Annotated in this window: 10 protein-coding genes; 8 read left to right on the top strand and 2 right to left on the bottom strand. The window is 59.2% G+C overall.

What is annotated here, in order from left to right; translation table 11 throughout:
- Nucleotides 1-35 precede the first annotated feature (35 nt).
- Nucleotides 36-1370: an amidohydrolase gene (locus ACRRSD_RS23950; RefSeq protein ID WP_435035693.1), complete on the top strand. Its 1335-nt coding sequence runs from the start codon at nt 36-38 to the stop codon at nt 1368-1370.
- Between the two features lie 1286 nt (nt 1371-2656).
- Here the strand turns inward: ACRRSD_RS23950 and ACRRSD_RS23945 are convergent.
- Nucleotides 2657-3370, bottom strand: coding sequence for a UTRA domain-containing protein (locus tag ACRRSD_RS23945; protein WP_435035691.1), 714 nt, complete (start codon nt 3368-3370; stop codon nt 2657-2659).
- A 350-nt stretch (nt 3371-3720) separates the two neighbouring features.
- Here ACRRSD_RS23945 and ACRRSD_RS23940 point away from each other — a divergent pair, with 350 nt between their 5' ends.
- From ACRRSD_RS23940 to ACRRSD_RS23915, 6 genes are all read left to right on the top strand, one after another.
- The gene (locus ACRRSD_RS23940) at nt 3721-4788 is read left to right on the top strand and encodes an ABC transporter substrate-binding protein (protein ID WP_007916337.1); all 1068 of its coding nucleotides are present in this window, start codon (nt 3721-3723) and stop codon (nt 4786-4788) included.
- A 179-nt stretch (nt 4789-4967) separates the two neighbouring features.
- Nucleotides 4968-5774, top strand: a complete 807-nt coding sequence (locus ACRRSD_RS23935; RefSeq protein WP_435035689.1) for an alkaline phosphatase family protein — start codon at nt 4968-4970, stop codon at nt 5772-5774.
- Nucleotides 5775-5779: 5 nt separating this feature from the next.
- The gene (locus ACRRSD_RS23930; protein ID WP_163013661.1) at nt 5780-6616 is read left to right on the top strand and encodes an ABC transporter permease; all 837 of its coding nucleotides are present in this window, start codon (nt 5780-5782) and stop codon (nt 6614-6616) included.
- Nucleotides 6603-7403 carry an ABC transporter permease gene (locus ACRRSD_RS23925; RefSeq protein WP_186552485.1) on the top strand — a complete coding sequence of 267 codons (801 nt, stop codon included), beginning with the start codon at nt 6603-6605 and terminating at the stop codon, nt 7401-7403. Before ACRRSD_RS23930 ends, ACRRSD_RS23925 begins: the two co-directional genes overlap by 14 nt.
- Nucleotides 7400-8389, top strand: a complete 990-nt coding sequence (locus ACRRSD_RS23920; protein ID WP_435035687.1) for an ABC transporter ATP-binding protein — start codon at nt 7400-7402, stop codon at nt 8387-8389. Before ACRRSD_RS23925 ends, ACRRSD_RS23920 begins: the two co-directional genes overlap by 4 nt.
- 34 nt (nt 8390-8423) lie before the next feature.
- Nucleotides 8424-9077: an HAD family hydrolase gene (locus ACRRSD_RS23915; RefSeq protein WP_008083714.1), complete on the top strand. Its 654-nt coding sequence runs from the start codon at nt 8424-8426 to the stop codon at nt 9075-9077.
- A 145-nt stretch (nt 9078-9222) separates the two neighbouring features.
- On the opposite strand, the gene ACRRSD_RS23910 is transcribed toward ACRRSD_RS23915, so the two are convergent.
- Nucleotides 9223-10185 (bottom strand): zinc-binding dehydrogenase, encoded by a 963-nt coding sequence (locus ACRRSD_RS23910; protein ID WP_435035686.1) that lies wholly within the window; start codon nt 10183-10185, stop codon nt 9223-9225.
- Nucleotides 10186-10323: 138 nt separating this feature from the next.
- Here ACRRSD_RS23910 and ACRRSD_RS23905 point away from each other — a divergent pair, with 138 nt between their 5' ends.
- The gene (locus ACRRSD_RS23905) at nt 10324-12408 is read left to right on the top strand and encodes a carboxy terminal-processing peptidase (RefSeq protein ID WP_435035684.1); all 2085 of its coding nucleotides are present in this window, start codon (nt 10324-10326) and stop codon (nt 12406-12408) included.
- Nucleotides 12409-12429 lie beyond the last annotated feature (21 nt).

Genomic DNA, 12429 nt, shown 5'->3' with positions numbered 1-12429 from the left:
AGGGAAGCCCGACAACAATAATCAAGGAGAAACCGATGCAACTGACGCGCATTGCCCAAGCCGTTCTACTGACCCTGTTCGCCAGCCACGCCGGCGCCGCCACGCTGGAAAGCACCCGCACGCAAATCGCCGAACAAGCGCAAAAGCTTGAACCCGAACTGCTTGAAACCCGCCGCGACATCCACGCTCATCCAGAACTCGGCAACACGGAAAAACGCACCGCCGAACTGGTCGCCAAACAACTCAAGGCCATGGGCCTGGAAGTGAAAACCGGCGTCGCCCGCACCGGCGTGGTCGCCGTCCTCAAAGGCGCCCTGCCCGGCCCGACCGTAGCCCTGCGCGCCGACATGGACGCGCTGCCGGTAAAGGAAGTCGCCGACCTGCCGTTCGCGTCGAAAGCCAAGGGCACCTATCTCGACAAAGAAGTCGACGTCATGCACGCCTGCGGCCACGACGCCCACACCGCAATCCTGCTCAGCACGGCGAAAATTCTCACGGGCATGCGCGACACCCTGCCCGGCACCGTGGTGTTCTACTTCCAGCCCGCCGAAGAAGGCCCGAGCGACTTCATCCCCGACGGCAAAAACACTTGGGGCGCGAAGATGATGGTCGAGGAAGGCGTGATGAAATCACCGAAACCCGACGCCGTTTTCGGCCTGCACGTCTGGGCCGGCGTCCCCGCCGGCCAGATCGCTTACCGCCCAGGCGCCACCCTGGCCAGCTCCGACGACCTGCGCATCAAAATCCTCGGCAAACAAACCCACGCCGGCCGCCCGTGGGACGGCATCGACCCGATCACCGTCGGCGCACAAACCATCGTTGGCCTGCAAACCGTGGTCAGCCGCCGCACCGACATCTCCTCGTATCCATCGGTGGTCAGCATCGGCACCATCAACGGCGGCACCCGCTACAACATCATTCCCGAATCCGTCGACATGACCGGCACGATCCGCTCCTACGACTACGGCATCCGACAGAAACTGCATGCCGACGTACGCCAGACCGTAGAAAAAATCGCCGAAAGCGGTGGTGCGAAAGCCGACGTCACCATCATCGAAAAATACGACCCGACCATCAACAACCCGGCACTGACGGAAAAGATGCTGCCGACGCTGAAGTGGGCGGCCAAGGATGATGTGGTGAATGCACCGCTGGTGGGCGGCGCAGAAGACTTCTCGTTCTTCGCCAAAGAAGTGCCGGGACTGTTTGTGTTTCTCGGCGTGACGCCGCGGGATCAAGACATGAGCAAGGCTGCGCCGAATCACAATCCGGGGTTCTTTGTGGATGAGTCGGCGCTGGTTGTGGGGGTCAGGACATTGGCGTCGCTGGCGACGGATTATTTGTATGCCAATGCGGGGGCGGGCAAGTAGAGATGAGGTGACCGTGGGGGCGCTTTCGCGAGCAGGCTCGCTCCCACATTTGGATCGTGTGCAGCCAGTTAGAAATTGGTCGGCTGTCAGGCCGCTTTCGCGAGCAGGCTCGCTCCCACATTTGGATCGTGTGCAGCCAGTTAGAAATTGGTCGGCTGTCAGGCCGCTTTCGCGAGCAGGCTCGCTCCCACATTTGGATCGTGTGCAGCCAGTTAGAAATTGGTCGGCTGTCAGGCCGCTTTCGCGAGCAGGCTCGCTCCCACATTTGGACCGTGTGCAGCCTGCCAGAAATTGGTCGGCTGTCAGGCCGCTTTCGCGAGCAGGCTCGCTCCCACATTTGGATCGTGTGCAGCCAGTTAGAAATTGGTCGGCTGTCAGGCCGCTTTCGCGAGCAGGCTCGCTCCCACATTTGGACCGTGTGCAGCCTGCCAGAAATTGGTCGGCTGTCAGGCCGCTTTCGCGAGCAGGCTCGCTCCCACATTTGGACCGTGTGCAGCCTGCCAGAAATTGGTCGGCTGTCAGGCCGCTTTCGCGAGCAGGCTCGCTCCCACATTTGGATCGTGTGCAGCCTGCCAGAAATTGGTCGGCTGTCAGACCGCTTTCGCGAGCAAGCTCGCTCCCACATTTGGACCGTGTGCAGCCTGCCAGAAATTGGTCGGCTGTCAGGCCGCTTTCGCGAGCAGGCTCGCTCCCACATTTGGACCGTGTGCAGTCTGCCAGAAATTGGTCGGCTGTCAGGCCGCCATCGCGAGCAGGCTCGCTCCCACATTTGGACCGTGTGCAGTCTGCCAGAAATTGGTCGGCTGTCAGGCCGCCATCGCGAGCAGGCTCGCTCCTACAAGGGATTGAGTACATCCGCAGGAAACAGGTCGGCTGTCAGGCCGCCATCGCTGGCAAGCCAGTTCCCACAAGGATTGAGTCCAACCGGTAAACCTATATCGCCTCTGCTTCTCACCACTCAACACAATGAGCGTTAGCTCGAGTACCGCTTTTGATCTTGATCCACGGGCGACGTCGGAAGGCTGAGTGGAGGGATTGATCCGGGGGTGGGAGCGTAGCGACCGTTTGGCGAAGCCAAACACAGCGAGAGGAGGTGCAGCGAAGCAAACCGTAGGCGCTGCCCCCGGATCAATCACGGAGCGAAGGAACCCCGAGCCCCAGCGAGCGGGCCGCACGTAGGAGCAAGCCTTTTTGGTTACTTTTTCGGCGTCTGGAAAAAGTGACCCGCCGTAAGGGCGGAACCCTAATCAGCAACACCCGAAGCAACGGATATGCCCCCAAAACGATCAAAACACATCAACCCCTACGTGAATCGCATCATGCCGCCAAAACTCCAGATCACAATCAATCAACCGCTCATGCTGATCATAATTAACCCGAGCAATCCGCAACCCCGGACTCCCCACCGACACCCTTAAAGCCGCCGCCGCATCCACCGACAATGACGTAGGCACAATCTCAAACCGCACCCGCCCATAGTGCAAATCGTAATGCCGCGCATACAACTCGGTCATCGACTGATTCAAATCAAACCCAAGAATCCCCGGAAAAAACTGCGGATTCAAATAGTGCTCCACATACAACACCAACCGCCCATCAATGCGCCGCGACCGACAAATCTGAATCACGCTCGACAACGCCGGCAACTGCAACCACGCACACACCGCCGCCGAAGCCGGCTGCAACCGCGCCGAAATCACCTCGGTCGACGGCACCCGCCCCTGCGCACTGACCATCGCGTGAAAGTGACTGCGCTGCATCAGGTTGTACGCCAGACGCGGCGGCGAGACGAACCAGCCACGGCGCTCCTCACGATAAATCTGCCCCTGCGCCTCCAGCTGCAACAACGCCTCACGCACGGTAATCCGCGTGGTGCCGAACAACTCACTGAGCTTGCGCTCGGCCGGCAATTTGCTACCTGCCGCCAACAACCCGTGATCAAGCTGCTCCTGCAACACCTGGCCAATCGCTGTCACCGCTTTCGTTGCCTCATCGCGCATCAACGTTACCTATCTGGACTAGACCAGCACTGTTTCGGGGCAAAACCGCACGGAAATCGAGCCGTTTCCTGATATTGCAAGCCTAGGCAGTGCAGATGACCGAGAGATGACAAACTACCGAACGGTCGTCTTCACGACTTGCAATACATCGGCCAAGTCCCTTGCTCTCTGGGCCTTTGAGCATGGTCTACGCTTACTTGGCACCCGCCGATACCGGGCAAATAAACGGCCTGCCGCAGTGCTGCAGACATCAAAGTGTCATCCAGTCCGCATAAATTGGCTCAGGTATTGCTGACCTAGACCAACACATACCGCAATCGCAGCGTTGAACACGACCAAGGAGCTTCGGAATGAAACAGCTTTTCCTGGCAACACTGTTAGGCTCGACCATTGCAATGTGCACCTCCGCCATGGCGGCCGGCACCGATCTGAAAACCCTCGAAGCCGCTGCGAAAGCGGAAGGCGCCGTCAACAGCGTCGGCATGCCCGATGACTGGGCCAACTGGAAAGGCACCTGGGAAGACCTGGCCAAGACCTACGGCCTGAAACACATCGACACCGATATGAGTTCGGCTCAGGAAATCGCCAAGTTCGCCGCAGAAAAAGACAACGCCACTGCCGACATCGGCGACGTCGGTGCCGCCTTCGGCCCGATCGCGGTCAAGCAAGGCGTGGTGCAACCGTACAAGCCAAGCACTTGGGATCAAGTTCCGGACTGGGCCAAGGACAAGGACGGCAACTGGGCGCTGGCCTACACCGGCACCATCGCGTTCATCGTCAACAAAAAGCTGCTGCACGGCTCCGAAGTACCGACCAAGTGGGCTGACCTCAAGGGCGGCAAATACAAGGTCTCCATCGGTGACGTGAGCACCGCCGCACAAGCGGCCAACGGCGTACTCGCTGCGGCACTGGCCAACGGTGGCGACGAGAAAAACATCAAGCCTGCGCTGCTGCTGTTCGCCGACATCGCCAAGCAAGGTCGCCTGTCGATGGCTAACCCGACCATCGCCACCATGGAAAAAGGCGAGATCGAAGTCGGTGTGGTCTGGGACTTCAACGGCCTCAGCTACAAGGCCAAGATGGCCAACCCGGATGACTACGTGGTGCTGATCCCGTCCGACGGTTCGGTGATTTCCGGCTACACCACGATCATCAACAAGTACGCGAAGAACCCCAACGCCGCCAAGCTGACCCGCGAATACATCTTCAGCGACGCCGGTCAGACCAACCTCGCCCGCGGCAACGCCCGTCCGATCCGCGCCGAGCACCTGCAACTGCCGGAAGACGTGAAGGCCAAACTGCTGCCGAACGAGCAGTACAAAAAGGTCACCCCGATCAAAGACGCCGATGCGTGGGAAAAGACTTCCAAGGCCCTGCCGCAGCAGTGGAACGAGGAAGTCATCGTAGAGATGAAATAAGCCTGTAGATCCCTCTTCGGGATCCGCTGGAGTTCCAAATGTGGGAGCGAGCCTGCTCGCGAATGCGGTGTGTCATTCAACAATGATGTGACTGACATGACGCTTTCGCGAGCAGGCTCGCTCCCACAAGGGATTGAGTGGATTTCGGAATATTTGAATTTCGCGGAGTTTTTGCCCCTATGAAGCACAACGTCATCCTTGTCGTGCTCGACGGCCTCAACTATGAAGTCGCGCGTCACGCCATGGGGCATCTGCAGGCTTACGTTGGCGCAGGACGCGCCGCACTCTATCAATTGGAGTGCGAACTGCCGGCCCTGTCCCGACCGCTTTATGAATGCATCCTGACCGGCGTGCCGCCGATCGACAGCGGCATCGTCCACAACAACGTCTCGCGCCTGTCCAACCAGCGCAGCATTTATCACTACGCCCGCGATGCCGGTTTGAAAACCGCGGCGGCGGCTTACCACTGGGTCAGCGAGTTGTATAACCGTTCGCCGTTCCTGGCAGCACGCGACCGCCACACCGACAATCTGTCGCTGCCGATCCAGCACGGGCATTTCTACTGGAGCGATCACTACCCCGATTCGCACCTGTTCGCCGACGCGGAAAACCTGCGCCTGCGCCACGATCCGGACTTCCTGCTGATCCACCCGATGAACATCGACGACGCCGGGCACAAGCACGGCCTCGACTCTTCGCAATACCGCAACAGCGCGCGCTTCGCCGACATCATCCTCGCCGACTATTTGCAGAGCTGGCTCGACGCTGGCTATCAGGTATTGGTGACCGCCGACCACGGCATGAACAACGACCGCTCGCACAACGGCCTGCTGCCGGAAGAGCGTCAGGTGCCGCTGTTCGTCCTCGGTGACGCGTTCAGCCTCAACGCTGACGCCGCACCGAAGCAGACGGAAATCTGCGGCACTGTCTGCGAACTGCTCGGCGTGCCCCATGACAAACCTGTGTGCCGGGAGTTGCTCAAGTGAACTCAATGACTCGCGGCAAATGGCTGGCGGCGTTGTGCCTGGTGCCGTTCGCGCTGTTCTTTATCGTCTTCGAAATTGCCCCGCTGGTCTGGGTGATGATCAACAGCCTGCAATCGGAAGAGTTCGGCTGGGGTTTGGCCAACTTCAGCAAGATCTTCAGTTCGAAGTTCTATTTGCAGGCGATCCAGTACAGCCTCGAGATCAGTTTCTGGTCGAGCGTGTTCGGCATCATCATCGCCGTACTCGGTGCGTATTCCCTGCGCCGGGTCGATTCAAAACTGCGCAACTTTGTGAACGCCTTCGCCAACATGACCAGCAACTTCGCGGGGGTGCCTCTGGCCTTCGCGTTCATCATCCTGCTCGGTTTCAACGGCAGCATCACCATCATGCTGAAGCAGTCGGGGATCATTCAGGATTTCAACCTGTACTCGAAAACCGGGTTGATCATCCTCTACACCTACTTCCAGATTCCCCTCGGCGTGCTGCTGCTCTACCCGGCCTTCGACGCCTTGCGTGAAGACTGGCGCGAATCCGCCGCGCTGCTTGGCGCCAATGGCTGGCAATTCTGGCGGCACATCGGTTTGCCAGTGCTGACCCCGGCGTTGCTCGGCACGTTCGTGATCCTGCTGGCCAACGCCCTCGGCGCCTATGCCACGGTGTACGCGTTGACGACGGGCAACTTCAACGTCCTGCCGATCCGTATCGCGGCGATGGTCTCCGGTGACATTTCCCTCGACCCGAATCTGGCCAGCGCCCTCGCCGTGGTGCTGGTGGCGCTGATGACCATCGTCACCGTCGTGCATCAACTGCTGTTGAAGAGGAGCTACCATGTCTCGCGCTGAATCCGGCCCGGCCGGTCTCTACCACCGCGTCGTGGTTTACCTGCTGTTCGCGATCCTCTTGCTGCCACTCGTGGGCACGCTGATTTATTCGATTGCCAGCAGTTGGTCGGCGACCATTCTGCCCAGCGGCTTCACCTTCAAGTGGTACCTGCAGTTGTGGAGCGATCCGCGCTTCCTTCACGCCTTCGGCCAATCATTGATCGTGTGTGTCGGTGCACTGGTGCTGTCGGTGGTGCTGATTCTGCCGCTGCTGTTCGTGGTGCATTACCACTTCCCGAAACTCGATGCACTGATGAACATCCTCATCCTGCTGCCCTTCGCGGTGCCGCCGGTGGTGTCCTCGGTGGGACTGTTGCAGCTCTACGGTTCCGGGCCGATGGCGATGGTTGGCACGCCGTGGATTCTGATCGGTTGCTACTTCACCGTGGCGCTGCCGTTCATGTACCGAGCGATCACCAACAACCTGCAAGCGATCAACCTGCGCGACCTGATGGACGCCGCGCAACTGCTCGGCGCCAGCACCTTTCAGGCGGCGTTTCTGGTGGTGCTGCCCAACCTGCGCAAAGGCCTGATGGTCGCGTTGCTGTTGTCGTTCTCGTTCCTGTTCGGTGAGTTCGTCTTTGCCAACATTCTTGTCGGTACGCGCTACGAAACCCTGCAGGTGTATCTGAACAACATGCGCAACAGCAGCGGCCACTTCACCAGTGCGCTGGTCATCTCGTATTTCTTTTTCGTGCTGGTCCTGACCTGGATCGCCAACATCTTGAACAAGGACAAAAGCGAATGAGCTATGTCAGCGTCCAACACCTGCAGAAAAGCTACGCCGGTACCACCGTGTTCAGCGATATCGACTGCGAAATCAACAAAGGCGAATTCGTCACCCTGCTCGGCCCGTCCGGCTGCGGCAAGTCCACTCTACTGCGTTGCATCGCCGGCCTGACGCCAGTGGATGGTGGCAAGATCCTGCTGGATGGCGTCGATATCGTGCCATTGAGTCCGCAGAAACGCGGGATCGGCATGGTGTTTCAGAGCTATGCGCTGTTCCCCAACATGACCGTGGAACAGAACGTTGCGTTCGGTTTGCGCATGCAAAAGGTCAATGCCGACGACAGCCATAAACGCGTTTCCGAAGTGCTGAAACTGGTGGAACTGAACGACTTCGCCGGCCGCTACCCACATCAGCTATCCGGTGGCCAATGCCAGCGCGTCGCCCTTGCCCGCTCACTGGTCACGCGCCCGCGTTTGTTGCTGCTGGATGAGCCGCTGTCGGCCCTCGATGCACGGATTCGTAAACACCTGCGCGAACAGATCCGACAGATTCAGCGCGAACTTGGCCTGACGACGATCTTCGTCACCCACGATCAGGAAGAAGCGCTGACCATGTCTGACCGGATTTTCCTGATGAATCAGGGAAAAATCGTACAAAGCGGCGATGCCGAAACCCTCTACACCGCACCGATCGATGTGTTCGCCGCCGGCTTCATCGGCAACTACAACCTGCTCGATGCCGACGACGCTTCGAAGCTGTTGCAGCGTCCGATCAACCACCGCATCGCCATTCGCCCCGAAGCCATCGAACTGAGCCTTGAGGGCGAGCTCGACGCGCAGATCCGCAGCCACAGCCTGCTCGGCAACGTCATTCGCTACCGTATCGAAGCGCGCGGCGTGGAACTGGTGGTGGACGTGCTAAACCGTTCCGCCGCCGATCTGCATCCCGACGGTCAGCGCCTGGCACTTTCCATCGATCCGACGGCCCTGTGTGAGGTAGCCTGATGACTTTGCTGACGTTGAAGAGAGAACTGCACTGATGGCCCTGGCAATCTTTGATCTGGACGAAACCTTGATCCACGGCGACTGCGCCACCCTCTGGAGTGAGCAGATGGGGCGCCTGGGCTGGGTCGATCCCGAGTCGTTCATGCGCAAGAACAACGAACTGATGGACGCCTACAGCCATGGCAAATTGCGCATGGAAGAGTACATGGAGTTCAGCCTCGAACCGCTGATCGGCCGCACGCCGGAAGAAGTCGAGCACCTGGTCGGGCCGTGGGTTGAAGACTTTATCGAACCGATCATTTTCAGCGACGCGACGAAAACCATCGCCGCCCACCGCAAGGCGGGAGATCGGATTCTGGTGATCTCGGCGTCGGGCACCCACCTGGTCAGACCGATTGCCGATCGACTGGGCATCGATGAAATTCTCGGAATCGAACTGGAGGTCGCCCACGGCGTTTACAGCGGCCACACCGTTGGTACCCTGACCTACCGCGAAGGCAAGATCACCCGCTTGCTGGAATGGCTGGATGCGGAAGAGGAGAACCTCGAGGGCGCGAGCTTCTATTCCGACTCACGCAATGATCTGCCGTTGTTGCTGAAGGTGGATTTCCCGCACGTGGTCAACCCGGATCCAGTGCTGCTTGAGCACGCCGAAAAAGCCGGCTGGCCAATCCACCTCTGGAAATGACAAAGATTTAATCTGCAATTGCAGGCTGACATCCCAAACCTGAGTTCGACACCATGTGTCAGGTCGATGTACCTCGACAGAACAACTCCGTCAGTCCCCTCTCCCTTTGGGAGAGGGTTAGGGTGAGGGGCTTTTTGCCTTGATCTCAGCTCAGATTTTCGTTAATCACCAATACCAATTTTCCAGAAACGGTATTACTCGCGAGCTCCGCAAACGCCGCCTCGGCATCCTTCACCGCAAACGCCTTGGCCAACTGCGGACTCAACCGCCCCTCGGCAAAGAGCGGCCACACCTGCTGACCCAGATCACTCAACAGATCCGCCTTGAACTGATCGTCACGACTACGCAACGTCGAGCCCAGCAGTTGCACACGCTTGGCCAAGACCTGCGCCAGATCCAGTTTCGCCTCACGCCCGCCCATCAAACCGATCAACACCCAGCGTCCATCCAGCGCCATCAGCTTGAGGTTCAGCGCCGAATAATTACCGCCGACCGGGTCGAGAATCACATTGAACGGCCCGAAATCACGCAGACTCTCCAGATCATCGGTGCGCACTACACCGCCCTGGGCGCCCAGAGTCTCGCAGTAGGCCAAGCGCTCAGCCGAACCGACGCTGACCCAGCACGGATTGCCGAACGCCTTGCACAACTGAATGGCGGCTGAACCGATTCCACTTGCGCCGGCATGCAGGAGAACTTTCTCACCCGGTTTGAGCGCCGCAAGTTGAAACACATTCAGCCAGACTGTTGCATAAACCTCAGGCAATGCAGCGGCCTCGATCAGCGAGACGCCTTCGGGAACCGGCAGTACATGCCGCCCGTCGACGATCACCTCTTCGGCCATGCCGCCCCCGGCCAGCAAGGCGCAAACCCGATCGCCGACCTGCCAGGCACTGCCCGCACCGACCTCGCTGATCACCCCGGAGCACTCAAGACCGAGTACCTGGCTGGCCCCTGGTGGTGGCGGATAGAGCCCTGCTTTCTGTAATAAATCGGCGCGATTGAGGCCGGCTGCCGCCACTCGGATGCGGACTTGTCCTACATCGCACGTAGGACTCGGCTCTTCAACCCATGCCACTTGACCGTCAACGCCTTGCAATGCCTTCACAGTGCCTCCATAGTGAGTCTGGACTGAGCCCGAAGCTGTAGCGCCGGGCTTTTTGCATTATGCGACCGGCTCTCGTAGAACCGGCGACTTCAAAGACGGCCTAATATGCGTTATCAATTGTCCCCGCGTCGAATCAGCATGAAGCATTTGCTCCCCAGCACCGCCCTCGCTCTTTTCATCGGTATCGGTTTGTTGCCGGTGTCGGGCAATACATTCGCAGCCAACAGCTGGGACAAATTGCAGCCTGATCGCGATGAAGTCATCGCCAGCCTGAACGTCGTCGAGTTGCTCAAGCGTCACCACTACAGCAAGCCGCCGCTCGACGATGCGCGCTCGGTGATCATCTACGACAGCTACCTCAAGCTGCTGGATCCGTCGCGCAGCTACTTCATGGCCAGCGACATCAGCGAATTCGACAAGTGGAAGACCCAGTTCGACGACTTCCTCAAAAGCGGCGACCTCAACGCCGGGTTCACGATCTACAAGCGCTATCTGGACCGCGTCAAGGCGCGTCTGGACTTCGCCCTTGCCGAGCTGAACAAAGGCGTCGACAAGATGGACTTCACCACCAAGGAAACCTTGCTGATCGATCGCAAGGACGCCCCTTGGCTCAAATCCACCGCTGAACTCGACGACCTGTGGCGCAAACGCGTCAAGGACGAAGTGCTGCGGATGAAGATCGCCGGCAAAGAGCCGAAGCAGATCCAGGAAACCCTGACCAAGCGCTACAAGAACCAGTTGGCGCGCCTGGACCAGACCCGTCCGGAAGACATCTTCCAGGCGTACATCAACACCTTCGCCATGTCGTACGATCCGCACACCAACTATCTGTCGCCGGATAACGCGGAAAACTTCGACATCAACATGAGCCTGTCCCTCGAGGGCATCGGTGCCGTGTTGCAGAGCGACAACGACCAGGTGAAAGTCGTGCGTCTGGTGCCGGCAGGCCCGGCCGACAAGACCAAGCAAGTCGCCCCGGCCGACAAGATCATCGGCGTTGCCCAAGGCAACAAAGAAATGGTCGACGTGGTCGGCTGGCGTCTGGACGAAGTGGTCAAACTTATCCGTGGTCCGAAAGGCACCGTAGTGCGTCTGGAAGTGATTCCGGCGAGCAATGCGCCGAACGACCAGACCACCAAGATCGTGCCGATCACCCGTGAAGCGGTGAAGCTCGAAGACCAGGCCGTGAAGAAATCCGTGCTCAACCTGAAACAGGACGGCAAGGACTACAAGCTCGGCGTCATCGAGATTCCAGCCTTCTACCTCGACTTCAAGGCGTTCCGTGCCGGTGATCCGGATTACAAGAGCACCACCCGCGACGTCAAGAAGCTGCTCACCGAGCTGCAGAAAGACAAAGTCGACGGCGTGGTCATCGACCTGCGCAACAACGGCGGCGGTTCCCTGCAGGAAGCCACCGAGCTGACCAGTCTGTTCATCGACAAAGGCCCGACCGTACTCGTGCGCAATGCCGATGGCCGTGTCGACGTACTCGAAGATGAAAACCCGGGTGCGTTCTACAAAGGTCCAATGGCGCTGCTGGTCAACCGCTTGTCCGCCTCGGCTTCGGAGATTTTCGCCGGCGCCATGCAGGACTACCACCGCGCGCTGATCATCGGTGGCCAGACCTTCGGCAAAGGCACCGTGCAGACCATTCAGCCGCTCAACCATGGCGAACTGAAGCTGACCCTGGCCAAGTTCTACCGGGTTTCCGGTCAGAGCACCCAGCATCAGGGCGTATTGCCGGACATCGACTATCCGTCGCTGATCGACACCAAGGAAATCGGCGAGAGCGCACTGCCGGAAGCCATGCCGTGGGACACCATCCGCGCAGCAATCAAACCGGCGGCTGATCCGTTCAAACCGTTCCTGGCTCAGCTCAAGTCCGAACATGACACGCGCACCGCCAAGGATGCCGAGTTCGTGTTCATCCGCGACAAGCTGGCCCTGGCGCAGAAACTGATGGAAGAAAAAACCGTCAGCCTCAACGAAGCCGAACGCCGTGCCCAGCACAACGACATCGACGCCAAGCAACTGACGATGGAAAACATCCGTCGCAAAGCCAAAGGCGAAGAGCCGCTCAAAGAGTTGAAGAAAGAAGACGAGGACGCCCTCGCGGCCGCCGACCCGGACAAGGTCAAACCCGAAGACGATGCCTACCTGAGTGAAACCGGGCGTGTCCTGCTGGATTACCTGAAGCTGAGCAATCAGGTGGCCAAGAAGTAAGGTGATGGCAATTTAGTGCTG

It is taken from the genome of Pseudomonas neuropathica (assembly GCF_051174785.1).
Taxonomy (GTDB): domain Bacteria; phylum Pseudomonadota; class Gammaproteobacteria; order Pseudomonadales; family Pseudomonadaceae; genus Aquipseudomonas; species Aquipseudomonas neuropathica_A.
The sequence above is the reverse complement of the archived record's forward strand: the minus strand, read 5'-3'. Positions and strand labels throughout refer to the sequence as shown.

Excerpts from the sequence above, each read along its gene's own strand:
- ACRRSD_RS23950 (WP_435035693.1), top strand. The coding sequence starts at position 36 with ATGCAACTGACGCGCATTGCCCAAGCCGTTCTACTGACCCTGTTCGCC.
- ACRRSD_RS23945 (WP_435035691.1), bottom strand. The coding sequence starts at position 3,370 with ATGCGCGATGAGGCAACGAAAGCGGTGACAGCGATTGGCCAGGTGTTG.
- ACRRSD_RS23940 (WP_007916337.1), top strand. The coding sequence starts at position 3,721 with ATGAAACAGCTTTTCCTGGCAACACTGTTAGGCTCGACCATTGCAATG.
- ACRRSD_RS23935 (WP_435035689.1), top strand. The coding sequence starts at position 4,968 with ATGAAGCACAACGTCATCCTTGTCGTGCTCGACGGCCTCAACTATGAA.
- ACRRSD_RS23930 (WP_163013661.1), top strand. The coding sequence starts at position 5,780 with ATGACTCGCGGCAAATGGCTGGCGGCGTTGTGCCTGGTGCCGTTCGCG.
- ACRRSD_RS23925 (WP_186552485.1), top strand. The coding sequence starts at position 6,603 with ATGTCTCGCGCTGAATCCGGCCCGGCCGGTCTCTACCACCGCGTCGTG.
- ACRRSD_RS23920 (WP_435035687.1), top strand. The coding sequence starts at position 7,400 with ATGAGCTATGTCAGCGTCCAACACCTGCAGAAAAGCTACGCCGGTACC.
- ACRRSD_RS23915 (WP_008083714.1), top strand. The coding sequence starts at position 8,424 with ATGGCCCTGGCAATCTTTGATCTGGACGAAACCTTGATCCACGGCGAC.
- ACRRSD_RS23905 (WP_435035684.1), top strand. The coding sequence starts at position 10,324 with ATGAAGCATTTGCTCCCCAGCACCGCCCTCGCTCTTTTCATCGGTATC.